26 protein-coding genes and 1 pseudogene are annotated in these 24,229 nt (G+C 41.4%); 15 read left to right on the top strand and 12 right to left on the bottom strand.

Translation table 11 applies throughout. The annotated features are described in order from the left end of the window. Positions 1-376: 376 nt before the first annotated feature. The 5 genes from SOI76_RS10775 to SOI76_RS10755 all read right to left on the bottom strand — a co-directional run bounded on the left by SOI76_RS10775 (position 377) and on the right by SOI76_RS10755 (position 5,930). Positions 377-2,338, bottom strand: a complete 1,962-nt coding sequence (locus tag SOI76_RS10775; RefSeq protein WP_104080530.1) for a family 2A encapsulin nanocompartment cargo protein cysteine desulfurase — start codon at positions 2,336-2,338, stop codon at positions 377-379. Continuing rightward, positions 2,313-3,245 carry a family 2A encapsulin nanocompartment shell protein gene (locus tag SOI76_RS10770; protein ID WP_104080529.1) on the bottom strand — a complete coding sequence of 311 codons (933 nt, stop codon included), beginning with the start codon at positions 3,243-3,245 and terminating at the stop codon, positions 2,313-2,315. Before SOI76_RS10770 ends, SOI76_RS10775 begins: the two co-directional genes overlap by 26 nt. A gap of 240 nt (positions 3,246-3,485) precedes the next feature. Next, the gene (gene epsC / locus SOI76_RS10765) at positions 3,486-4,427 is read right to left on the bottom strand and encodes a serine O-acetyltransferase EpsC (protein ID WP_104080528.1); all 942 of its coding nucleotides are present in this window, start codon (positions 4,425-4,427) and stop codon (positions 3,486-3,488) included. Positions 4,428-4,445: 18 nt separating this feature from the next. Further along, positions 4,446-4,955: a rhodanese-like domain-containing protein gene (locus tag SOI76_RS10760; protein ID WP_104080527.1), complete on the bottom strand. Its 510-nt coding sequence runs from the start codon at positions 4,953-4,955 to the stop codon at positions 4,446-4,448. 237 nt (positions 4,956-5,192) lie between these two features. Continuing rightward, positions 5,193-5,930, bottom strand: coding sequence for an SDR family oxidoreductase (locus SOI76_RS10755; RefSeq protein WP_104080526.1), 738 nt, complete (start codon positions 5,928-5,930; stop codon positions 5,193-5,195). 125 nt (positions 5,931-6,055) lie between these two features. Between SOI76_RS10755 and SOI76_RS10750 the strand changes: the two genes are divergently transcribed. Both SOI76_RS10750 and SOI76_RS10745 read left to right on the top strand, forming a co-directional pair. Further along, the gene (locus SOI76_RS10750) at positions 6,056-6,958 is read left to right on the top strand and encodes a LysR family transcriptional regulator (RefSeq protein WP_104080525.1); all 903 of its coding nucleotides are present in this window, start codon (positions 6,056-6,058) and stop codon (positions 6,956-6,958) included. 28 nt (positions 6,959-6,986) lie between these two features. Beyond that, positions 6,987-7,088 (top strand): annotated as a pseudogene (locus tag SOI76_RS10745) (AraC family transcriptional regulator); the annotation flags it as partial. A 47-nt stretch (positions 7,089-7,135) separates the two neighbouring features. Here SOI76_RS10745 and SOI76_RS10740 read toward each other — a convergent pair. Beyond that, positions 7,136-7,738, bottom strand: coding sequence for a LysE family translocator (locus SOI76_RS10740; protein WP_104080524.1), 603 nt, complete (start codon positions 7,736-7,738; stop codon positions 7,136-7,138). 155 nt (positions 7,739-7,893) lie between these two features. Here SOI76_RS10740 and SOI76_RS10735 point away from each other — a divergent pair, with 155 nt between their 5' ends. Then, entirely contained in the window at positions 7,894-8,301 is a 408-nt protein-coding gene (locus SOI76_RS10735; protein ID WP_104080523.1) for a DUF2000 domain-containing protein, read from the top strand. 67 nt (positions 8,302-8,368) lie between these two features. Here SOI76_RS10735 and yghU read toward each other — a convergent pair whose 3' ends face one another. The 3 genes from yghU to SOI76_RS10720 all read right to left on the bottom strand — a co-directional run bounded on the left by yghU (position 8,369) and on the right by SOI76_RS10720 (position 10,903). Then, on the bottom strand, positions 8,369-9,217 hold the full coding sequence (gene yghU / locus SOI76_RS10730; protein ID WP_104080522.1) for a glutathione-dependent disulfide-bond oxidoreductase: 849 nt from the start codon (positions 9,215-9,217) through the stop codon (positions 8,369-8,371). A 33-nt stretch (positions 9,218-9,250) separates the two neighbouring features. Continuing rightward, positions 9,251-9,877 carry a glutathione transferase gene (yfcF, locus tag SOI76_RS10725; protein WP_104080521.1) on the bottom strand — a complete coding sequence of 209 codons (627 nt, stop codon included), beginning with the start codon at positions 9,875-9,877 and terminating at the stop codon, positions 9,251-9,253. Positions 9,878-9,997: 120 nt separating this feature from the next. Then, entirely contained in the window at positions 9,998-10,903 is a 906-nt protein-coding gene (locus tag SOI76_RS10720; protein WP_104080520.1) for a LysR family transcriptional regulator, read from the bottom strand. Between the two features lie 110 nt (positions 10,904-11,013). Here SOI76_RS10720 and SOI76_RS10715 point away from each other — a divergent pair, with 110 nt between their 5' ends. Both SOI76_RS10715 and ywbG read left to right on the top strand, forming a co-directional pair. Next, entirely contained in the window at positions 11,014-11,445 is a 432-nt protein-coding gene (locus SOI76_RS10715; protein ID WP_205668470.1) for a CidA/LrgA family protein, read from the top strand. Positions 11,446-11,456: 11 nt separating this feature from the next. Next, positions 11,457-12,146 carry an LrgB family protein gene (ywbG, locus tag SOI76_RS10710; RefSeq protein ID WP_002157453.1) on the top strand — a complete coding sequence of 230 codons (690 nt, stop codon included), beginning with the start codon at positions 11,457-11,459 and terminating at the stop codon, positions 12,144-12,146. A gap of 7 nt (positions 12,147-12,153) precedes the next feature. Here ywbG and SOI76_RS10705 read toward each other — a convergent pair whose 3' ends face one another. Beyond that, positions 12,154-13,644 carry a PLP-dependent aminotransferase family protein gene (locus SOI76_RS10705; RefSeq protein WP_104080519.1) on the bottom strand — a complete coding sequence of 497 codons (1,491 nt, stop codon included), beginning with the start codon at positions 13,642-13,644 and terminating at the stop codon, positions 12,154-12,156. Positions 13,645-13,759: 115 nt separating this feature from the next. On the opposite strand from SOI76_RS10705, the gene SOI76_RS10700 reads away from it, so the two are divergent. Beyond that, positions 13,760-14,395: an FMN-binding negative transcriptional regulator gene (locus SOI76_RS10700; RefSeq protein WP_104080518.1), complete on the top strand. Its 636-nt coding sequence runs from the start codon at positions 13,760-13,762 to the stop codon at positions 14,393-14,395. Positions 14,396-14,437: 42 nt separating this feature from the next. Beyond that, the gene (locus SOI76_RS10695; RefSeq protein WP_104080517.1) at positions 14,438-15,031 is read left to right on the top strand and encodes a GNAT family N-acetyltransferase; all 594 of its coding nucleotides are present in this window, start codon (positions 14,438-14,440) and stop codon (positions 15,029-15,031) included. Positions 15,032-15,038: 7 nt separating this feature from the next. Here SOI76_RS10695 and SOI76_RS10690 read toward each other — a convergent pair whose 3' ends face one another. Continuing rightward, positions 15,039-16,226 carry an MFS transporter gene (locus SOI76_RS10690; RefSeq protein ID WP_104080516.1) on the bottom strand — a complete coding sequence of 396 codons (1,188 nt, stop codon included), beginning with the start codon at positions 16,224-16,226 and terminating at the stop codon, positions 15,039-15,041. 9 nt (positions 16,227-16,235) lie between these two features. Further along, positions 16,236-16,910: a cupin domain-containing protein gene (locus tag SOI76_RS10685; RefSeq protein ID WP_104080515.1), complete on the bottom strand. Its 675-nt coding sequence runs from the start codon at positions 16,908-16,910 to the stop codon at positions 16,236-16,238. A 185-nt stretch (positions 16,911-17,095) separates the two neighbouring features. On the opposite strand from SOI76_RS10685, the gene gcvA reads away from it, so the two are divergent. From gcvA to mdcH, 8 genes are all read left to right on the top strand, one after another. Further along, positions 17,096-18,010, top strand: a complete 915-nt coding sequence (gene gcvA, locus SOI76_RS10680) for a transcriptional regulator GcvA (RefSeq protein WP_001087996.1) — start codon at positions 17,096-17,098, stop codon at positions 18,008-18,010. Between the two features lie 109 nt (positions 18,011-18,119). Then, positions 18,120-19,799, top strand: a complete 1,680-nt coding sequence (gene mdcA, locus SOI76_RS10675; RefSeq protein WP_104080514.1) for a malonate decarboxylase subunit alpha — start codon at positions 18,120-18,122, stop codon at positions 19,797-19,799. Further along, the gene (mdcB, locus tag SOI76_RS10670) at positions 19,799-20,683 is read left to right on the top strand and encodes a triphosphoribosyl-dephospho-CoA synthase (RefSeq protein ID WP_104080513.1); all 885 of its coding nucleotides are present in this window, start codon (positions 19,799-19,801) and stop codon (positions 20,681-20,683) included. Before mdcA ends, mdcB begins: the two co-directional genes overlap by 1 nt. Before the next feature lie 2 nt (positions 20,684-20,685). Further along, positions 20,686-20,985 carry a malonate decarboxylase subunit delta gene (mdcC, locus tag SOI76_RS10665; protein WP_032011867.1) on the top strand — a complete coding sequence of 100 codons (300 nt, stop codon included), beginning with the start codon at positions 20,686-20,688 and terminating at the stop codon, positions 20,983-20,985. Further along, positions 20,978-21,829, top strand: coding sequence for a biotin-independent malonate decarboxylase subunit beta (gene mdcD / locus SOI76_RS10660; protein ID WP_104080512.1), 852 nt, complete (start codon positions 20,978-20,980; stop codon positions 21,827-21,829). Before mdcC ends, mdcD begins: the two co-directional genes overlap by 8 nt. Further along, positions 21,826-22,653 (top strand): biotin-independent malonate decarboxylase subunit gamma, encoded by an 828-nt coding sequence (gene mdcE / locus SOI76_RS10655; protein WP_104080511.1) that lies wholly within the window; start codon positions 21,826-21,828, stop codon positions 22,651-22,653. Before mdcD ends, mdcE begins: the two co-directional genes overlap by 4 nt. Further along, on the top strand, positions 22,644-23,252 hold the full coding sequence (gene mdcG / locus SOI76_RS10650; RefSeq protein ID WP_104080510.1) for a malonate decarboxylase holo-ACP synthase: 609 nt from the start codon (positions 22,644-22,646) through the stop codon (positions 23,250-23,252). Before mdcE ends, mdcG begins: the two co-directional genes overlap by 10 nt. Positions 23,253-23,264: 12 nt before the next feature. Next, positions 23,265-24,197: a malonate decarboxylase subunit epsilon gene (gene mdcH, locus SOI76_RS10645; RefSeq protein ID WP_104080509.1), complete on the top strand. Its 933-nt coding sequence runs from the start codon at positions 23,265-23,267 to the stop codon at positions 24,195-24,197. The last annotated feature ends 32 nt before the right edge of the window (positions 24,198-24,229 follow it).

Raw genomic sequence — 24,229 nt, 5'->3', positions numbered from 1 at the left:
AGAAATCGAATTTAAAATAACAAGACTCCGCAGTGATAACTACTTTGAGTTGTCCGAACTATTGATGACTCTTAATTCGAGCTAAAATCATCTGCAACCTGCGTGGTATTAAATAGTTTATGTTTCTGCGATATATCGATTAGATATAAGAAGAGGACAGGTTTTGCAGATGAAAATGCTTTTGCTTACTTTGGGCGAAACCAAAGTAAGTCTAGCCGAAGGCTAAGCTAGGAATCAAATTTCAAATCATAAGACCCCGCCGTGATAGCTACTTTGACTTGTTACTTCATATATAACTTTTGAGCTCAAGTAGTTTTAATAAATAATCCATAAAAAAGACCGCTCAAAAGCAGTCTTTTCTAGTCTAAAAATAGATTTAGTTGCTACGCCTATTACGTGTCAGTTGATGTAACACCGACACCAATAAATCAATTTCTTCAGTCGTATTATAAAAAGCTAAAGACGGACGCACGGTCTGTTCTACACCAAAACGACGTAAAATTGGCTGTGCACAGTGGTGGCCAGAACGTACTGCAATGCCATGTTGATTTAAAGCTTTACCGACTTGTTCAGTTGAATAGCCTTGTAAAGTAAAGGACATAACACTGGCTTTGTGATGTGCGGTTCCGATCAAGCGTAAACCTGACACATTGCTCAGTGCATTTTGACCATATTCGAGTAGATCATGTTCATAGCGAGCAATGTTATGAATACCTAGACTTTCGACATATTCAAGTGCAGCACCTAGACCAACAGCATCGGCAATGTTGCCAGTTCCGGCTTCAAACTTGTTGGGTGCAGGTTGGTAAACTACCTGTTCGAAGGTCACATCCTGAATCATGTTACCGCCGCCTTCCCAAACAGGCATACTTTCTAGCAACTCTGGTTTTGCATAGACCGCCCCAATTCCCGTTGGCCCAAATACTTTATGTCCAGAAAACACAAAAAAGTCTGCATCAAGAGCTTGTACATCGGTAGGGATGTGCGAAACAGATTGAGCACCGTCAACTAAAACGCGTACACCTTTGGCATGTGCAATTTTAATGACTTCAGCAACAGGTGTGACTGTTCCTAAAGCATTCGAAACTTGAGTAATCGACAGCAGTTTAGTGCGCTCATTAATCAGTTTTGGCAACTCTTCTAAAATAATCTGGCCCGTGTCATCCACAGGAATGACTCTTAATTTCGCTCCAGTTTTTTTAGTGAGTTGATACCAAGGCACAATATTGGCATGGTGTTCTAAGTGAGAAACGATAATTTCATCACCTTCACCAATATTTTGCTCGCCCCATGTTTTTGCAATCAAGTTAATCCCTTCGGTTGTTCCTCGAACAAAGATAATTTCTTTAGAAGAGGGTGCACCAATAAATCGGGCAACTACATTTCTCGCATGTTCATAGGCATCGGTTGCACGAGCCGCTAACTCATGGGCAGCACGGTGAATATTTGAGTTTTCATGCTGATAAAAATAAGCAATCCGATCAATCACGCGCTGTGGTTTTTGTGTGGTCGCTGCATTATCCAACCAAACTAGAGGGCGGCCATTGACGCGTTCCTGTAAAATTGGGAAATCGCGACGTATAGCATGTACATCGAGTGGTTGAGCACTACTTGCTACAAAAGTGGGTTGCGATGGCTGATAGTGACTATAACTTTGTCCACTTTGAGGCAAGTCTAAAAAGTAAAATGCAGAGCTTGCCGAACTTTGGGGGGGCGTGTTCGTTGCAAAACGATCTTCCGTCAGCAATGATTTCAGCTGGTCACCATGTGGCAATTGAAAAGACTGTGCAACCGAATAATTATCTTCAACACCTTTAACAGATGGCTCTGCTGTATTTAGAGCAGAAAAATCATTTAAAAAATAATAAGGTGATTCACCTGCACCAGTGGGTAAGTTTGGTTCAATGCGCGGCACATTGGGTTCACTATCAGCAGCTTGTGGCAAATGTGGTTCAAATGGTGGGCGTGGCAAATTAGCTCCACCAACCACAGGCGCAGACGCTACAATTCGGCGTTCAGGGTAGTCGGGCAAATTTGGAATATGCTCAGGATATTCCGGATTGAGACTTTTCTGAAAGGCGATATTAGGCGCACGACCACTGAGTGCTGAAAATGGTTCACCCGGTTGTGGTGGGTGCGGTGGTGCTCCGACAGGTAAATCCAAGTTAAGGCCCGATGGAGAAGTAGAACTGCTTGAGCTTGGCACTGCTGAAAAAAACTCATTAGCAAGTCGAGCAATGGTGGACTCATCGGGGAAGTTGGCTGGTGGGTTAGCACCAGTCACTTCAGGCCCCGTTGAACTACCTTGCAGATTACTTGTAGTTAACTGGGTAGTCATGATATTTGTCCACCTCCACATCATCTAACACTGCCAAAGCATCGTCTGTTAATACTGCAAGTGAGCAATATAACGAGATTAGATATGAGGCAATCGCGTTACGGTTAATTCCCATAAAGCGTACTGAAAGCCCCGGTGACTGTTCACTCGCAAGGCCCGGTTGGAACAAACCAACAATCCCTTGACGCTTTTCACCAACACGAAGCAGCAAGATTTTAGTTTTGCCATCTTCTACAGGAATTTTATTTGATGGAATAAGTGGAATTCCGCGCCATGTAATGAACTGCGAACCAAACAGACTAACCGTTGGAGGCGGCACACCACGGCGTGTACATTCACGTCCAAATGCTGCAATCGCATCAGGGTGTGCTAGGAAAAATCCCGGTTCTTTCCAGACCTTACGTAGCAAATCATCAAGATCATCAGGAGTTGGTGGGCCATTTAAAGTCGAAATACGTTGGTCATCTGTCACACTTGCTAGTAAACCGTATTCAGGGTTATTGATAAGCTCACTTTCTTGACGTTCTTTAATGGTTTCAATGGTTAAGCGAAGCTGTTCTTTAATTTGGTCATGTGGGCTGCTGTAAAGGTCGGCAACACGTGTATGCACATCTAAAACAGTAGATACACCATTTAAAAAGTATTCACGTGGCTCTGGGTCATAATCAACAAAAGTTTGTGGCAAAGTTGCTTCATCACGTTGTGTACAAGCGACTTGAATATCATCGGTATTATTTACACGGTTTAGGCGATAAATACCTGCTTCAACAGGGAGCCATTGAAGTAAATGAGTCAGCCATCGGGGAGTAATCGTAGAAAGTTGGGGAGCTGTCTTGGTTGCATTGGCCAGTTGGCGGGCTGCGTGGTCCCCAAGTGCAAGTTGAGCTTTGTCTGTATTTTTCGCCATGAATCATTTTTCCTTATTACATTGGCTTTTTGAAAATAAAAATTCTAGGATGCATATAAACTAGAATTAGTTCTGGTTTTAAAATTAAAATCGCGTTATAAATTTTTAAAATACTGAGCTTATTAATGAGTTATCTATTTTCTAAATAAAAATATATTTAAACTAGAAATAAGCATTTTATTAATCTGCACGTTCTTTGTTTATTTATCTCCTTATCTATTTATTTCACATCTATAGTTTTTAACCGGCAATATGATTTTTTTGATAAGACTCATTAGGAGACTGTAAAATCTGACTACCTGCTGCAACACTATGGGTTAACCAAACATTCCCCCCAATAATAGACCCTCGACCAATCGTAATACGGCCTAAAATAGTCGCACCTGCATAGATCACAACGTCATCTTCAACAATTGGATGGCGTGTATAGTCTTTTTTCAAAGCACCATCATCATTGGTTTCAAAGCGTTTTGCCCCCAGTGTTACGGTCTGATAAATACGAACGCGTTCCCCAATCACACAAGTCTCACCAATCACCACACCCGTACCATGGTCAATGAAAAATCCTTTGCCAATTTGCGCACCCGGATGAATATCAATACCCGTAGCAGAGTGAGCCAACTCAGAAATAATGCGAGACAATAAAGGCACTTGGGCATAGAGTTGATGCGCAATTCGGTGATAAATAATCGCAAATATGCCCGGATAGCAGAGTAATACTTCATCTACACTATGTGCTGCCGGATCGCCTTCATAGGCTGCACGTACATCGCCGTCTAAAAGACGTCGTATAGAGGGCAAAGTGTTGGCAAAATCCTGCACAATAGTTTGAGCAAGTTCTTGTGGCTGCTGCACTGGGCTTGAATGACCCAAATGACGTTTTGCTTCATAATTCAAAGCCAGTTGCACTTGAGCATGTAAGGCTGTCAGTACCCGATTTAAGGTATAGGCAATATAAGAATCTTCAGTTTCCTGACGTAAGTCGGCAGGGCCTAAACGCATTGGAAATAAAATCCCGCACAGGTCATCTAAAATGGCCTTTAAAGCTTCTTTAGATGGAAGTTCACGGCCCCCAAATTCTTTTGTTCTGTGCTGTTGCTGACGCCAGTCATGCCTTGCTTGTTGTAAACCTTGTACAACCGCATTAATGTTCCATTGAGTCACAAGCTTTCCTTGATTCACTGAAAATTGATTGAAGTATTAGTCTTGTTGCCAAGGAAGTTGGTGGATGCGCCAGCCATTTTTCTGATTACGCTGTTGCTGATCATTTAGATCACCTTCGAAGCCTTCAAGAACGTTATAAATGTGCTCAAAACCTGCATTAAATGCGGCTTCGGCTGCTTGTGCTGAACGGTTGCCACTACGACATAACAAAAGAATGTTTTTGTCTTTGCCAACTTTTGATTCAAGTTCTTTTAAAAAGCGTGGATTACGGTTAAATGATGTGCCTGTTGCCCACGCCACATGAATACTTTCAGGAACATAACCCACAAATTTACGTTCTTCATTGGTACGCACATCAACTAAAACAGCTTCTCCTTGTTGTACAAGCTGCCATGCGTCAATAGGTGATAAACTGCCACTAAAATTTAGTTCGTGTTCTTGTGCATATTGCTGTGCTTTAGCAAGAATATCTTCGGCTGAAAAGGATGTATTTGAACCATTTGAGATAAAACTTTGTGGAGTTTCAGTATTTAATTTAGCGTTCATTGAATATATCCTTATCTTTGATTCAGATTGTTAAGGTTCAATTTACGCGGTTTTAAATATAAGCAAAAATAAGGAATATCTATTTATATATATTATTTTGATAAATAAGAGCGGTGAATATTTTATATAAAATAGTATTAGTTAATCTTATAAAGTTATTAAAATAAAATAGATTTAAGAAAGTTTATTATTTAGTAAAAACCGTGAGAATTAAAATAATCCACACGGTTTTAAAAATTAAGCAAATCCACCATTTACTCGAATGACTTGTGAATTTACCCAACGTCCATCTGGACCAGCTAGCATGGCAACTACGTCAGCAATTTCGTCAGGTGTTCCGATTCGTTCCAATGGAGCAAGTTTTGCAATAGCCGCTACTTGCTCGTCAGTTTTTCCATTGTAAAAAAGGTCAGTGCCTGTCGGGCCGGGTGCAACGGCGTTTACAGTGATATTGCGCCCACGTAACTCATTTGCTAACACATGTACCAAACCTTCGACACCTGCTTTTGAAGCAATATAAGGACCATATGCCGGAAAAGATTTGGCAATTACACTGGTTGAAAGCGCAATAATCCGGCCACCATCTGGCACTGTTTCGGCCGCATGCGCCAAAATTAAAAACGCGCCACGTAAATTGGTATGAATTACTTTATCGAAATCTGGCAGACCTTCAGGTGTAATTTTTGCCATAGGCATAATACCGGCACTATGAACTACAACATCTATTCGACCGTTAATGGCCTTTGCTTCTTGAAACAAACGGCTCACCTCATGTTCATTTGCAACGTCCGCTTGAATAGCTGAGGCTTGACCACCTTGCTCAATAATGTGCTCTACAGTGGCGTGGGCATGCACTTTATTGCCAGCATAGTTAACAATCACATAAAAACCATTTTGGGCTAAACGTTCTGCGATAGTACGGCCAATACCACGTGATGCACCAGTAACCAGAGCTGTTTTTCTTGAAATATTCATTTTTAGATTGCCTGTTTGAGTAGGTATGGCTTATTTTAATAATATAGAAATATGGGATAAATTATCAGAATTGGATATGATAATTCCATATAAATTAATAATAGGTAGGGTTAAAAGCGAGCACCATGGATAAATTTGATACCTTGCAACTTTTTACCCGCATTGTAGAGTTGGGTAGTTTTAGTCAGGCAGCCGATCAGCTGAATATCCCACGCGCTACAGCAAGTAATGCCATTAAGGAGTTAGAAAATAATTTACAGTGCCGTTTGCTAGAGCGGACGACTCGGCATGTAAGACCATCACTAGATGGGCAGGCATTTTATGAGCGTTGTACACAAATATTATCGGAACTCGATGATGCCGAATCGTCTTTACGCAATGTAGTTGCACAGCCCCGTGGTTTATTACGTGTCGATTTATCCGGTGCACATGCGACTAAAATTGTTTTACCCAATATCGACCAATTTCACGAGTTGTATCCCGACATTGAACTCGTAATTAGTACAGGAGATCGCTTGGTTGATCTGATTAGGGAAGGGATAGACTGCGTGGTGAGAGCGGGACGTTTGGATGATTCCACTTTAATTGCTAGACATTTGGTCGATATGCCGCAAGTGATTTGTGCAAGTCCTGATTATTTAAATAAACATGGAACACCACAGCAACCAGAAGATTTATTATCACATTATTGTGTCAATTTCTTTTCGACATCAGGCGGGCGGAATTATCCATTTGAATTGATGGTGAATGGCAAAAAACAAGATTATTTTTTGAAAAGCTGGTTCGCAGTAAATGATGCTGAAAACTATGTATTATCTGCTTTACGTGGAGCAGGTTTAATTCAGGTCCCGCGCTACCATGTGGCGAATGAGTTAAAAGACGGGCAACTGGTTGAGGTTTTATCTGAATGGGAAATCCCTAAGATGTCAGTTTCTGCTCTATATCCGCAGCACAGGCAGCTCTCGCCACGTGTACGAGTTTTTGTCACTTGGTTGAGTGAGTTATATACGGGGTATTTTTCAAAATAACGATAGCAGCCCTAATAATCTGGAGCGAATTACAGGATTTTTTGATCAAAGCCATATGACACGTCATTTTCTAAAAGCATTTGGATTGACCCCAGCCCGATGGCGGATGATCAATAAACTCTCTTCTTAAGCAACTTATTTAAAAGCCAGCCTGTTTAGGCTGACATAGACTTTATCTTAAAATAGGTTCATGCCTTTCAAAAAATCATAAAGCATAAATATGCCAGAAACGATTAGCATCAATCCCATGGCTTGGTTTATACGATTAAACCAGATTTTATTTTTAATTTTTTTACCTAACACAGCACCTGCCCAAGAGTAAAGGCAGGGCGCGCCAGCTGCACCCAGTGAAATGAGCAATGACACTAAGAAGATTTGAACGCCAATGATATGTGCAGTAGGGTACATAATGGTTGTAACAGGCAAAATCACTAAAACTCCTTTGGGATTTAAAACTTGTATCCAAAAACCATTCCAGAACGAAAGCACCTGAACTTCAGTGGTCTCATTACTCATATCGATATCTGACTTTAACATTTGGTATGAAAGATAAAATGTATAAAGTGCACCGAATAACGCAATATAGTGCAAGGCATTTTGTGGAATGATTGCAGCCCCAAGATATCCAAAAAGCATGAATAACATCAGCATTGCACAACCGACACCCATAAAAAAATAAATTGTTCTTTTGAATTGCCCGGTTAGCCCAGCGTTTAGTCCCATAAAATTTACTGGACCGGGGCTATACATCACACTCAAGGTATAAAAAAAGATTTCCATAACGTATCTACTGAAACCAAAACAACCCAGCATAGTGACTCGTAAATTTAGGGTCTTGTACGTTTGTGATGGCTCCTGCACAAACGTACAAGACGAGAAAAATCTGAATGAGTCATGATGAGCGGCCTAAAATAAATGATTCAGGAAAGAAGTTTATGTTTGACACAAAAATTGCGCTGATTGTCCGTAATGATCTTGCGACGTGGCAGAGATTAAATGTGGCGGCTTTTTTGGCAACGGGGATTGCCTCTGCTGTACCTGAAATGTTGGGTAAACCTTATATCGATGCGAATGGCTATGAGTATGGCAACATGTTAGGGCAGCCGATCTTGGTATTTGAGGGAGATTTATCTGGTCTGCAAAAAGCGCATCGCAAAGCAATTGAGCAAGATTTAGCGATAATTCCCTATGTACATGCCATGTTTTCTACAGGCAATGATGAGGACAATAGAGCTGTTTTTTTGGCTGACGATGCGAATCAATTAAATTTGGTCGGAGTGGCATTAAGAGGACCTAAAAAGGCAGTTGATAAGGCAATTAAGGGACGTTCTTTGCATCAATAAGATTTTTATTGGAAGAATGATAAAACCCACTTTTTGAGCAAAAGTGGGTTTTATTTAAAAATAATAATTAAACTTTATCTTGAGTCTTGGTCTCAAAATCGCTGGCATCATGACGTTCATGCAACTGTGTAGCTAAGTCACCAAAAGTACGGTTGACCATACGGCCACGTTGTACCGCAGGACGCGCTAAAATCGCATCTGCCCAACGTTGAACATTTTTATATTGATCGACACCTAAAAACTCCGCGCCGTTATACACCCAGTTTTTAACAAGACCACCATACCAAGGGAACGCCGCAATATCAGCGATGCTATATTCAGAACCAGCCAAATATTCATGCTTTGCTAGATGCTGATCTAATACATCAAGTAAGCGTTTTGTTTCCAAGGCAAAGCGGTTAATTGCATATTCAACTTTAACGGGTGCATAAGCATAAAAATGTCCAAAACCGCCACCTAGGTAAGGCGCGCTGCCCATTTGCCAGAATAACCAATTGAGGCATTCAGTACGTGCAACAATATCAGTTGGAATGAAAGCTTTAAACTTTTCAGCCAAGTAAAGCAAAATTGAGCCTGACTCGAAAACTCGTAGAGGAGGATTTTGGCTATGGTCAACCAATGCTGGAATTTTAGAGTTTGGATTAATTTCTACAAAGCCACTACCAAATTGCTGCCCTTCACCGATTTTAATCAGCCATGCATCATATTCAGCATCTTGGTGTCCTAGAGCTAAAAGCTCTTCTAATAAAATAGTGACTTTTTGACCATTAGGCGTTGCTAAAGAATAGAGCTGGAGCGGATGTTTCCCTACTGGAAGTGTATGTTCGTAGCGAGGGCCTGAAGTAGGTTGGTTTAAATCGGTTTTTTCTCCAGCCCATTGCCAAACTTGTGGAGGAATATAGTTTGAATCACTCATTTTTTATCTCGTGTTTGGTGTAAATATAAGGATTTATTTATGTCTTAAGGCAAGCCATTTTTGTACGGTCGGTCTTTGCCATTGCTGTAATGCATAGTTTTTTAAACGTTCTGGTACAGCATCACCATTTTGAATAAGGCGTTGCAACATAAGGGCAAGTTCAGCATCGACAATGCTCCATGAACCAAAAAGAAATTCGGCATCAGACGCAAGAAGTTTTTCTGCAACAAAGAAAAGTTTCTCTGCTGCTTTTTGGCCTTGTTCAGAAAGTGGAGTGGAGGTGGGCTGAATAAAAATAACATCGGTTGGACGCTCAGTTCTTAGTGCAACTAAGTCCGATCGGAGCCATGCCTGAATTTGTCTTGCTCTTGCGCGTGCTTGAATATCTTTTGGATAAATAGATGTGTTTGGATAAAGCTCTTCAAGATATTCCAAAATGGCGGAGGATTCTGATAAGGCAAAATCGTTATGCTCGAGTACAGGCACTTTGGCAGTTAATGACTTTGCTACATAAGATTTTTCAAACTGGCCTTGTTGGCCTAAGTTGATGGTCGCAATTTCAAATGGAATTTGTTTTTCATGTAGCCCTACAAAAACTGTAAACGCATAGGGGCTTAGAAACTCTGAATCTGTGTACAGCTTAAAATGTTCATTATTCATTGTTATTGTCCATGTCATAAAACAATCGGATCTAGTCTAAGTGAGCTGATCCAAGATTGGGTAGCTTTTTTGTGGAAAAGCTTTATCAGTTTTTGAATTAAGTCATTTCAGTGTTCAACGTTAGGGCTTAATGTGTTGAAAATGCTGACGAACAATATTAAGCCACGCCTGTACTGCTGGTGAGACAGGAAGATTTTTTTTCCAAGCCATCACTAAGTGCCACTGAATATTTGGTTTTTCAAGCGGTACTGCTGCAAATAAATTAGGGTCAAGCATGTCGGTATAATATTGCGGGAGAAGCGCAATCCCCATTCGTTGTAACACCATATCTGCTAAGAGGTGCCATTGGCTGGTCCGGCAAGCAATGGTTGGGTAGAAACCATGCTGCTTACAGGCATCGAGAATAATACTATTTAAAGAGAAATTTTCTGGAAACATTAAAAATGATTGGTGTTGTAGTTCTTCTAGATTTATTTTTTTACGGGTTGCCCAAGTCGCATCACGGCGTAAAAGGACCATTAAAGGGTAGTTACATAGCTCGATGCTATTGAAAATTTGCGTATCAAAAGGCTGCAATAAAACGCCAACGTCTAGTTCATTGTTAAGCAAAGCTTGCTCAATACCGCGTGAACCCACTTCCATAAAAGCCAATTCAATCTCTGGCCATTGCTGATGATAATCAAATAGGGCAGTCGTTAAGAGCTGTGAACCTAAAGGCGGAACGCCAAGTTTTAAAGTTCCTGTTTTTAATTGTTGATAGTTTTCAATTTCAAGAAAGATGTTTTGTTCTGCTTGAAGAAGCTCGATCGCATGTTGATAAATGCGCTCTCCAATTTCAGTTAGTTCAATTTGTCTTTTACGGCCGTGATCAGGTTTAACCAAAAGCTGTACCTGAAGTTGCTCTTCAAGCTGCTGTAATATTTTACTAATAGTGGGTTGAGTCAGATACAACTCTTCAGCAGTACGGGTAAAACTTTTAGTTTTTACCAATGTAACGAAGCACTGTAGTGATTTTAGAGAAAGCATAATAAAGAATAAATTATTCCATTTTGGAATGATATTAACATGAATAATTCATATTTAGCAGCTTTAACCAAGATAGCATAATAGTGTAGTTAACCATTTAATTTCGCAAAATGAGTACTGAATCTGCTTCTGGAACACCCACACAACCTTCACTATTCGTGTTAGTTAAACAAATTTTGATTTTGGCTGGATTTTGGTGGGTCGGATATCTCTTACATCAAAAACTTGGCGTACCTGTCTCGGCAGGTATTTTAGGTATGTTTTTATTGCTTTTATGCCTGTTCTTTAAAATTATCAAAATGGATCAGGTAGCAATGGGAGCAACCGTTGTTTTAGGTGAACTGTTGCTGTTTTTCGTGCCCGTTGTGGTCGCTGTAGTGCAGTATAAAACCTTGTTTATGACCGAAGGATGGCAAATTGTCTTGAGCATTGCGGTTGGGACCATTTTGGTCATGCTCAGTACATGCCTGACGATCCACTATTACAATCGTTTGAAAGCTTATTTACAGACCCGAAAACGTCTTCAACATAAGCATATCTAAGAGAAAATGACATGAATATTTGGTCAATTCTTTGTCTGATCTGGACCTTGGCAGCCTATGTTGTGGCAAAGCGGATCTATCAGAAAAATCCGAAACTTTGGTTATCACCAGCAATTAGTGTGCCTGTACTCACCATTATTTTGATGACGATTTTTGGAATTTCATATCAAACTTATGCTGAAGATACGCAGTGGATTGTTAATTTATTAGGACCAGCAACGGTTGCTTTCGCTGTACCGATTTATCGTTATAGGGAAACGATTCGTAAAAACCTTGGGGTGCTTTCGATTGCAATTATTGTGGGGATGAGTGTTGGTGTGATGTCAGCCTATGAGATGGCTCAGTGGTTCCACTTTAGCCCAGAAGTGACCAACAGTTTAATGGCACGTTCTATTTCAACACCTTTTGCCATGATTTTAGCCGAAGATATTCATGGTTCGGCAGCATTGGTTTCACTATTTACCGTTATTACTGGTTTGGTCGGTATGATTTGCGGCGATGCGATTTTAGCGATTACTAAAATCCGTTCTAACGTAGCAAATGGGGCAGCCTTCGGCAATGCAGCCCACGGTTTTGGTACAGTTAGAGCACAGCAGCGCAATAGTGAAGAAGGGGTAATTGCCAGTTTAACCATGGTTATTGCCGGTATTTTAATGGTACTGATTGGACCATTTGCGATTCATCTATGGTTGCTGTTGTAGGCTATATCTAAGTCGGCTTGTCATGTTGTTGAATAATTTTTGATAGTTTTTTTATGGTTTGTTGCATCAGTTCGGGTTCAAAATCGCCTAAGCCGACAATTAAACCCGAACGTTGCCGCTCTTTTGAAAATGTCGGTGAAATTGCTTTGATGGCAATGCCTGTATCGATTGCCGAACTTGCAACGTCAATATCATTAATATGCTGAGCAAGCCATAACACCACATGCATGCCTTGATCGCCCGGCTGTAACCAAGCCAGTTCTTGAGGTATGTATTTTTCAATCAGACCAATAATGTATTCTCGAACTTCTGCATAGACATTTCGAGTACGTCGTATATGCCGCTCTAAATAACCCTCTTGAATAAAAGCAGCCAAAACGTGTTGGTCGGCAGCAGGCGGGTGTCTATCAATTAAGACTCTAAGCCCACAAAAAGGAGCTACCAGTTCTTTAGGCAACACTGCATAGCCAAGTCTAAGAGACGGAAATAAGACCTTACTGAAAGTGCCAAGATAAATGACTTGATCGGGTGCCATACCTTGTAAAGATGGAAAGGGCTGTCCGTTATAACGAAGTTCGCTGTCATAGTCATCTTCAATGATCCATGCATTTTGCTGTTTTGCCCAAGCTAATAAAGCAGTACGTCTTGCTAGACTCATCGGCATACCCAGTGGATATTGGTGAGAGGGTGTTACAAAAGCAGCACGCGCATGTTTAGAAAGCTTAATGCCAGTTTCAACCTGAATGCCTTCTTCATCAACAGGAACACGCACCATCCGAATGTTTTGTACAACATGTTCAAAAATGGCTGTTGTACCGCGATAAGCTGGATCTTCAATCCAAACTTCATCTTTTGCTTCAAATAAAATCTGGCTACAAATATAAAGTGACTGTTGAATGCCAGGTGTAATCACAATTTGTTCAGGTTCGCAGTGGACAGAACGTGAGCGTCGTATATAGTCTGCTATAGCAATTCTTAGTGATAACACCCCTTGAGGTTCACCATAACCTGATGGAGCACCTGCACCCCGAGATCTAAATTTATTACCAAATTTACGCCAGATATCACTTGGTTGAGTACGACCGACGGGGACAGATACCGCAAAAGGAACATGAGGAAGTGGCTTAAATTCATCAAGCACTTTGGCATAAGAACGTGCCGATTTGGTCAACGATATCGAGTTAGGTTTATTTTCTTTTGATGAGTGTTGTATTACAGATGTTTTAACCAAAGCATGAGACACATAAGTGCCAGTTCGTGGTTGAGAGTCAAACACACCTTCAGCTAAAAGCTGATCATAAGCTTCAATAATGGTTCCTCGTGCGACCTCAAGTGTTTGAGCCAGTTCACGAGAAGAAGGCAATGGATCGCCTGGCTGTAAATCACCACTTTGTACAGCTTCACGTAAAGCTTGAGTCAGTTGAGCACTAATCTTTCCTTGGCTTTTGTCAATCTTTGCAATAGATGGAAGTTCCACAACTTTTGCCATTCTTGCCATAATTCTGGTCTACTTAAAAAAATACAAAGTGGTTCTTTTTAATAAACCACAGAAACCAGAAAATTTACAACACAAAATATAAATAACCCTGATATTTACAGCGAGGTTTTTAGCCATGTATATCCCTGATGATTTTGCAGAAAACCGTTTGGATGTATTGCATTCTCTTATTGCAGAACATCAATTTGGGGTGCTTTTTACGCATGGAAGTAATGGCTTAGATGCAAATCATCTTCCATTCGAATTACAGGCAAGCGAAGGGAACTTGGGTATGCTACATGCCCATGTGTCTCGAAATAATTCTGTTTGGCAGGATATTAAAAATGGAGATGAGGTACTTGTCGTGTTCCAAGCTGGCGATGCGTATATTTCACCAAACTGGTACCCATCCAAACATGAACAGCACAGACAAGTGCCGACGTGGAACTATAGGGTTGTGCATGCTTATGGCAAAGTGACAATTCGAGATGATGAACGTTATGTTCGTGGTGTGGTGGCTCGCTTAACCCGCACCCATGAAGCTTCTCAACCTGAACCATGGAAAATGTCAGATGCACCAAAAGACTATCTTGAACCGATGTTAAAAGCCATTGTGGGAATGGAAATTGAAATTACTAAGCTGCAAGGGAAATCAAAACTTGGGCAAAACAAAGAACGCCGAGACATTTTAGGCGCGGCAGATGGCCTATCGAAATCTGGTCATCAAACTATAGCGAATGCCATGTACAGTGTGGCTGAGTTAAATAAATAATTTTGAAAATATAAAAGCTTAATATCAATTGAGGAGATAAAGATGTCTTTGACTACACCTGTTGAGTTATTGGGTGAACACGTTATTTTAAAGCCGCTAGATGTAACTCAAGCTGAAGCGCTCAAAGAGGCCGTTTGCGATGGGGAACTCTATAATCTTTGGTATACCCGTGTGCCAAGACCTGAACAGATAGCTGCTGAAATTGAAAGACGTCTTGATTTGCAAAAATCCGGCTCTATGTTGCCATTTTATATTGAAGACCGAAAAACGGGGCGAGCGCTGGGCATGACAACTTTAATGCATATTGAAGAAGCCCATCGCCGTGTAGAAATTGGCTCAACATGGTATCGAAAGTCTGCACAACGTACGCCTGTAAATACTGAATGTAAAAAGCTATTGTTGGCTCATGCATTTGAGACTTTAAACTGTATTGCGGTTGAGTTACGCACATCTTCTTTAAATGTTCAAAGTCAAGCCGCGATTGTACGCTTGGGTGCAAAGCTAGACGGTGTGCTAAGAAGCCATCAAATTGTGAAAGATGATATTTTGCGGGACACTCATGTTTACAGTATTTTAAAACATGAATGGCCTGCGGTCCGTCAAAATCTAGAATGGCTATTGAGCAAACCGCGTTAAAAAGAATTTAAACAAACTGCTTTTCTCTTTTTTGGCTTAGCCAAAAGAGAGAAGCTGCGGCAATCACCAACCATGGTATTAACGCGATATTCATTGCTTTCCAGCCAAATAAATCCAGTAAAGCACCTGCACTAAACGAACAAATCAAACCGACGACAAAAACGGTCATATCGTTAATAGCTTGGGCCTTGGCTTTTTCAGCCACGGAATAAGTTCCTGTGAGTAAAGAAGTACTGCCAATAAATAAAAAGTTCCATCCCACACCTAATAAAATTAAAGAAATAGCAAAAGATGTGAACTGAATACCTGAGAGAGCAAATCCGATATAGCAGACAAATAATAAAAGACCTGCAAACATGATTTTCAGCACACCAAAGCGAGCAATTAAGTTTCCAGTAAAGAATGAAGGCAGAAACATACCAAGCACATGTAGCTGAATGACTGTCGTAATTGACCCAAGTTCATGGTGTGAATGCCGCATAGCAATTGGTGTTGCGGTCATACCTAAAATCATAATGCCATAACCTGTGACGGCACCAAACAGAGCAACTAAATAGGTCGGTTGAAAGACAATCTGTTGCCACGGACGACCAGCAGTAAAGTCAGACTTTTGCTCAACTGTATCAGCTATATGTAAGCTAGATAAAATGCCCATTGCCACAAGTGAGATGATACTAATAATTAAAAATGAACCGATATATTCTAAATGCTGGAATAAGGGTCCACCAAAACGGGCTAAAGTCGGACCAATCAGTGCTGCAACAATTCCACCTGCCATCACCCAAGAAATAGCGCGTGAGCGGAACGCATCATTTGCCACTTCACTGGCAGCAAAACGGTAAAACTGAGCAAAGGATTGATAGGCCCCGACACATAGCGTACCCAGAGCCAGAAGCATGAGTGAACTATAAAAAATACCAATTGATGCGATAATGCCGCCGAGCACACCTAAAAAAGCACCGAATAGAAAACCATTACGCCGTCCAATATGTGCCATTAATATTGAGGCAGGGAACATCATTAAAGCCGTACCCAAAAACATAGATGCGATGGGCAGCGTTGCAAGTGTTGGGGTATTTGCAATATTTGCCCCAGCCAAGCCACCAATGGTCATGACCATGACAGAAACGGTTTGGAAAAGGGATTGGGAACTCGCCAAAATTAATACTTGGCGGTGCATAGTATTTTGAAGCATAAAGAGCCTTTAATTATATTCCGCAATGGCTGAGGCTAGGTGTCCAGTTTTTACATAAAGAGAAGTGCCAGACAAACCAGCTTGAAAATATGCATGTGTTTTCGGTGGTAAGCGTATCCATGTGCCAGTTTCATAAACTATTTCTTTATCAACTAATTGACCTTGGGTAATCAAAATTTCGATTCCACCCTCAGCTTCTTCAATAAAAAGTTGCTGCGGCTTGAGTTTTTCTAAATAAGTGTGTTCATAACTTGCATCAATCAATGTGCAAATTAAACGCGAACCTTTTTCTTGCCATTTTGCTGGGTCGTTGGTATTGATCCGTAAGGTTTGCGTTTCTGACGTAGGAATTTGCATAAGTTTGACAAAAATCAATGTACCTTCTTCACTCGATGGTTGATGTCCCGACTGATGGGGACTGCGTAAATACCATCCAGCAGGGTAGTGCTGATTTTGATTTTCAGTAAATACGCCTGAAAGTACGAGGATTTCTTCACCATGATGATGTCGATGTTCAGGGAAGGTTGTATGGGGCGCATATTTCACCAAACTGGTTGCACGGGCTACTTCATCGCCAATACGATCGAGCATGACACGATCAACTTCCCCACGGGGAGATTTCACCCAGTGATAGTCTTCAGGTTTGATAATCACAGCCTGTGAAAAATCGGCATGGATCAACATGAATACTTTCCTCCTAAACGCAATTCTCTTTATTCAATAACAAAATAAATAAAGTGAGTGAGCAAGCCTACTCAAGATGTAAAAATTTAATCGTTATGAATAGATTACAGAGCATTTTAGAAATAAAGATTTATAAGTACAAATGAGATAATCTACTTATCCAATAAAGAAAATCTTTAGTGCCTATGAATTCACCAGTTTATTTGAATGCCCTTCGTGCTTTTGAAGCCAGTGCACGCCACAAAAGTTTTTCTGCTGCGGCAAAAGAGTTAAATGTGACTCCGGCCGCAGTGGGGCAATTGGTACGTACACTTGAAGATTGGTTAGGCTTTCCGTTGTTTCATCGGCAAACTAACGGTAAAAATCGACTGGTCGCTACTGAACTGGCTGAATCGGTTTTACCGGATATTCGGGCGGGTTTTGATAAGCTCACTTTGGCTTTGGAGAAATTAAAACAAGATTCTCTATCAGGTGTGCTTAATATTGCGGTAAGTCCAGCATTTGCTGAAAAATGGCTATTACCAAGAATTGATCATTTTCAAAAACAGTATCCAGATATTGATATTCGTTTAGACATTAACTTGAAAACCGTAGATTTTTTAGAACAAAAAGTCGATGTGGGGGTCAGATATGGTCAAGGACAATGGCAAGGTTTAGAAGCCGTTAAACTTATGGATGAAGAGGTTTATCCCGTATGTTCGCCCGCATTTTTAAATGAACATTCATTTCTCTTAACCCCAAATGATCTGAAAAATATCACTTTAATTCATGATCTTTCTATGGAAAAACATCAACAATTTCCGGGGTGGCAATCTTGGCTAAAAAGTGTAGGTTTGAATGACATCAATATTAGCCGTGGTATGCAAATCAACAGTTCATCTGCAGTTTTACAGGCTGCAATGGAAGGACATGGTGTTGCATTAGCGCGTAGTGTTATGGTGCAAAAAGATATACAAACCGGGCGTTTGATACGATTATTTCCTCAAATTCACTTCTCATCGCCCTTTTCTTATTATTTGGTGTACCGACCACAATACGCAAATTTGCCTAAAGTCAAAATCTGTCTAGATTGGTTTTTTGAAGAAATTCATCGAATATAAAATTAATCATTAACCTGAGGTTAATAACGACTCATCTAGGTTGATTGATCGAAAGTCCATAAAGCGTTTTTATAGATTCAGAACAAAACTGCGATCTATAGGTAAGTACATGGAAGGATCAGTTCAGAATAAAGAACGATTATGGACAAAGCGGCGTTATGCCAAACAACTAAAACTAGAGATGGCAAACCAATATACCGATGGTGTGGTCATTCCAACTCAAGACATTATTAAAGTTTTAGAAACCTTAATTACACCGGGTGACAAGGTTGTACTCGAAGGGAATAACCAAAAACAGGCAGATTTCCTTTCGCGTTCTTTGGCACAAACCAATCCAGATGTTTTGCATGATTTACATATGATCATGCCAAGTGTAGGGCGTTCAGAACATCTTGATCTGTTTGAAAAAGGCATTGCGCGTAAGCTCGATTTTTCTTTTGCTGGCCCACAAAGTTTGCGTATTAGCCAGTTAATTGAAGATGGTTTACTAGAGATTGGTGCGATTCATACCTATATCGAACTATATTCACGTTTGGTAGTCGACCTCATTCCAAATGTGGTGCTCTCAGCGGGCTTTATGGCAGACCGTCAGGGCAATATCTATACAGGCCCAAGTACCGAAGACTCTCCAGCACTCATTGAACCTGCTGCTTTTAGTGACGGTATCGTGATTGTTCAGGTCAATGAACTGGTCGATGACGTCTCAGAGTTACCCCGTGTCGATATTCCTGCTTCTTGGGTGGATTATGTGGTGGTCGCAGATCAGCCATTTTATATCGAACCGTTATTTACTCGAGACCCGAAACATATCAAGCCAGTGCATGTGCTCATGGCGATGATGGCAATTCGCGGAATTTATGAAAAGCATAATGTGCAATCATTAAACCATGGTATTGGTTTTAACACTGCGGCAATTGAACTGATTTTACCGACCTATGGTGAGTCTTTAGGTTTAAAAGGAAAAATCTGCCGAAACTGGACACTAAATCCGCATCCAACCTTAATTCCAGCGATTGAAACGGGATGGGTTGAAAGCGTGCATTGTTTTGGTACCGAACTCGGTATGGAAAAATATGTTGCAGCTCGTCCCGACGTATTCTTTACAGGTCGTGATGGTGCGCTACGTTCTAACCGCATGATGTGTCAGCTCGCAGGTCAGTACGCCGTTGATCTATTTATTGGCGCAACGTTGCAAGTTGATGGCATGGGCCATTCTTCGACTGTTACCAAAGGCCGTTTAGCTGGTTTCGGTGGTGCACCAAACATGGGGCATGATCCACGGGGACGTCGTCACGATACGCCAGCATGGCTAGATATGCGTTTACAAGGTGCCAGTGAAACCGAAACTTATTTGGCACGTGGTAAAAAGTTAGTTGTTCAAATGGTGGAAACCTTCCAAGAGGGTGGCAAGCCAACTTTTGTAGATCGTCTCGATGCGATTGATGTTGCTAAAACCGCAGGTTTGCCTTTAGCCCCGATCATGATTTATGGCGATGATGTGACCCATTTACTGACCGAAGAAGGCATTGCTTATCTATATAAAGCAAGCAGCCAAGAAGAACGTCAAGCCATGATTGCTGCGGTGGCAGGTGTGACCAGTATTGGTTTAACTCAAGACCCGAAAACAACAGCACGTTTAAGACATGAAGGTCTGGTGGTATTCCCTGAAGATTTAGGTATTCGTCGCACCGATGCAACACGTGAACTTTTAGCTGCAAAAAATATTGCCGACTTGGTGACATGGTCAGATGGTTTATATCAACCCCCTGCAAAATTCAGGAGTTGGTAATGATGGCACAAGTTAAATATCAAACACTGAGCGATAGTCAGCTTTTGGCAGATATGGCAGTCGAAGCGTTAATTGATGAAGTTAATTTAACACCAAAGCCTGCCTTGGTCGATCGCCGTGGAAGTGGTGCGCATGATGACCTGACTTTGGAGTTAATGGAACGCTCTGCGAAAAGTTTAGGACCCATGTTTGAAGCGATGGTTCAAGTTGCAAAGCATCACGGGAAAGTCTGTTTAGCTTTGCGTGAAGACATTGGAGAAATTGGCCGCCAAGGTGAAAAGGCCATGATGTTGGCGACAAATGGCGTCAATACACATCGCGGTGCAATTTGGGCATTAGGGTTAATGATTACGGCAGCAGCATTGGCGCGCAGTAATCAGCAATATTTATCGGCTGTTGAGCTATGCCAGTTAGCAGGCCAGATTGCTCAGCTTGAAGATCGTTTTATTCCAAAGCAGGCTTTAAGTCATGGTCAGCAAGTACAAAATAAATTAGGCATCCTAGGTGCCAAAGAACAGGCTCAACAAGGTTTTCCAACTATTGTGAAATTTGGCTTAAAGCAGCTTTACCAAAGTCGTAGTAAACCCATGAAAGAAGAGTTCGCTCGTTTAGATGCTTTACTTGCCATGATGACCGATCTGACCGATACCTGTGTGCTTTATCGATCTGGAACATCTGGCTTAAAGCGTATGCAACAAGGTGCTCAGCAAGTACTTGATTTGGGCGGCAGCTCAAGCTTGGAAGGTCGACGTGCTTTGCATCTTTTAGAGATTGATTTGCTTCGGATGAAAGCTTCCGCTGGTGGTGCCGCAGATTTATTGGCAGCCACATTGTTTATAGATCGTGTTGAGCAGTCATCTGCGAAAAATAAAAAGGGATTTTGATTATGGAAACACTTCATTTTGAATTTGTGGCCACAAAGCCACCTGTAAAAAAAGCACTAGTAGGATGTGTTGGCTCTGGCGATTTAGAAATTTTGATGGAACCTGGTGAAACTGGAAAAGCTTCTATTCAAGTGGTGACTTCGGTAGATGGCAGTGCAGCACGTTGGCACAATCTTTTTGAACGGATTTTTACTGCGCAAATACCGCCAGCGGTCAATATTGATATTCATGACTTTGGTGCAACTCCTGGTGTCGTTCGCTTACGTCTGGAACAAGCATTGGAGGAGATTGCTCATGACTGATATTCAGAGTTTATTAAATAAACAAGATTTTATTGAACTTAGTGCAAGAGAACGCGCCAAAGCGCTATTAGATGAAGGGACTTTTCGAGAGTTACTCGACCCATTTGCACGTGTTATGTCGCCTTGGCTCGTTAAACAGAATATTGTGCCGCAAGCCGATGATGGCGTGGTGGTTGCAAAAGGAACTATTCAAGAACAGCCAGTAGTTTTAATTTCTATTGAAGGTTTATTTCAAGGTGGCAGTTTAGGCGAGGTGGGCGGTGCCAAAATTGCGGGTGCCTTAGAACTTGCGGTTGAAGACAATCTAAAAGGTATTCCAACAGCTGCAATTTTATTGTTGGAAACGGGTGGCGTTCGTTTACAAGAAGCAAATCTGGGCTTGGCTGCAATTGCTGAGATTCAAGCTGCAATTGTGAACTTACGTCAGTATCAACCTGTGATTGCAGTTGTTGCTGGCAGTGTAGGGTGCTTCGGCGGTATGTCAATTGCAGCTGGACTATGTAGCTATATCGTAATGACACAAGAAGGACGTTTAGGTTTAAATGGCCCGCAAGTGATTGAACAAGAAGCTGGTGTACAAGAATATAACGCCAAAGATCGTCCATTTATATGGAGTATTACTGGCGGGAACCAACGGTTTGCTAGTGGTTTGGTAGATGCTTATGTTGACGATGATCGCCAGAAAATTCGTCTGCAAGTCATCGATTATTTAACTCAAGGCGTACCTCATCAGCATCGTAGTTCAAATTACACATTCTATTTAGAAAAGCTGCAACAAGTTGATACTGCTGAGCAGATTACCCCAGCACAAGTTCAAGCTTTGTATCAAGGAGAGCAAGCATGAATATCGCCGTTGATACATTAAAAGCATCTATTCGTGGTGCACATTGGTTTAAAGCACTCACGCAAGGCTTTAAGACAGTTGAAGGTTTTCTAGCTTCGGTTTGGGTGTCTGATGGTCAGATTGACCAGCAAGCGGTACGTGTGATTGCCGTTGTTCAAGACAGCAATAATCTGTTCCCTCGGGCAAAACAAGGTGAAGTTGGACTCTTGGAAGGCTGGAATTTAGCAAAAGCAGTCGATGAGGTGATTCAAGCCGATGCACAGGCTGAAACTAAACGCGGCATTTTATGTTTGGTTGACGTCCCAAGTCAGGCCTATGGGCGCCGTGAAGAATTATTAGGGATTCATCAAGCTTTAGCGGGTGCAGTAGATAGCTATGCTAGAGCCAGATTGGCAGGCCATCCTATTGTCAGTTTATTGGTAGGTAAGTCGATGTCGGGTGCTTTCTTGGCGCATGGATACCAAGCCAATCGTATTATTGCCTTAAAAGATTCAGGTGTTATGGTGCATGCGATGGGTAAGGAATCTGCTGCACGCGTTACCTTAAGATCGGTTGATGAGTTAGAGCAATTGGCCTCAAGCATTCCGCCAATGGCTTATGACATTGAAAGTTATGCAACGCTGGGTTTGTTATCTGAACTGTTATCTGTCGAAAACCCTGAACAACCGACAAATGATGATCTTTTGTTAGCGAAGCAGGTAGTTGCTCGAGCATTTAAAGAAATTAATGCTGGACAATCGAGAGGACTGGAACAAAGACTTCACGGCCAAAACCGTCAAATGTCTAAAAAGGTCCGTGAATTATTGCGTGAGCAATGGTCATGAAACTTAAGCTCGAAGCCCATGATTTGTTGTGGGGTATGACGGTCGATTGCTTGGCTGATGATGCTCCACATTGGGTGAGAGAGGTATTGCAACGAGGTGATCCTGTTGTGGTTCGACGGGAAATTACTCCTGAAAATCAGGTGGCTGTAGGTGTTAGAGGGCAATTTCGTCATCAACGATATGCAGCTCAAATGCCACGATCAGCGATTAGCAAACAGCTTAAGCCAGAAGCGCTGACTCGCGTAGATATGCAACAGTTTGAGCACTTAGCAGAACGTTTACAGAGCATTTCCAGCATTATGAAAAACTTTTCAGGATGTTGGGGATATACGGGAAGTTTCGGCTTTGAACTAGCAACGGGCATTAAAACAGTAAATCAGCAAAGTGACATAGATTTGTTGATTCGAGCTGAACAGCCTTTTGCCAAAAAGCAGGCAGTTGAGCTACTCGAAAATTTTCAGCAAGCAGGGCTGAATGTGGATATACAGCTACAACTTCCACAAGGTGGTTTGGCGTTAAAAGAATGGGCTGGGAATAGCGGAAAAGTTCTATTAAAACGTCCTGATGGTGCTGTTTTAGTAGAAAACCCATGGAATTAGGGAATAGATATCATGGCTTCAATTTGGGTATATCCGGGACAAGGTGTGCAAAGAAGCAATATGTTGAACGATTTACCTCAAACCGCACTGGTTAAAGAATACCTTGAGCGTGCATCGGATGCACTCAAAGAAGATGTCTTGATGTTAGATAGTCCGGCTGAATTGCAATCGACACGTGCAGTACAGCTTTGTTTACTGATTTCAGGTGTGGTGAGTTCAGCCTTATTAACAGCGGAAAACTTAACACCTGATTATGTAGCAGGTTTATCAATTGGTGCATGGTCGGCTGCGGTTGTAGCGGGAGTTTTAGCCTTTGAGGATGCCGTTCGATTGGTTGCCTATCGAGGTGAACTCATGCAAAACGCTTATCCCACTGGATATGGCATGACGGCCCTAATTGGTACAGACCGTGCAGCTGTTGAAACATGGGTCAAACAAATTTATGAAATAACGCCAGAGGTGTTTGTTGCAAATATTAATGCACATAACCAGATCGTTATTTCAGGAAGCTTTGAAGCCATGAATCAAGTTGTTGTTTTGGCAAAGCAACAAGGCGTGGTGGCAAAAAAATTAGATGTATCGGTGCCATCGCACTGTGAATTATTAAGTCAGCAAGCAAAGCAACTTGCAGCGTCTATGGAGGGAGTGACTTTAAAGCAGCCTAAAATACGTTATTTAAGTGGTACAACAGCTCGTACGCTTGGCAGGCCAGAACAGATTGGTGATGATTTGGCTTTTAATATGAGTCGAACTGTAGATTGGGAAAGTACTATCCAAGCTGCATGGGAGCGAGGTGTAAGGTTGCAGATAGAAGCTTTGCCGGGAACGGTACTTACTACACTTGCACGTCGAACATTTAAAGAAGGAACTGTATTGTCATTTCAGGGAACACGTTTAGACAGCATTCAATTGGCAATGCAAAACGAAAATAATGCTTCTTTGTAATTACAATACAAATTAAAAATTGAGTAATAACC

This window comes from Acinetobacter pittii, from assembly GCF_034064985.1.
Classification (GTDB): Bacteria; Pseudomonadota; Gammaproteobacteria; order Pseudomonadales; family Moraxellaceae; genus Acinetobacter; species Acinetobacter pittii_H.
This window is presented reverse-complemented; position numbering and strand designations above follow the sequence as displayed.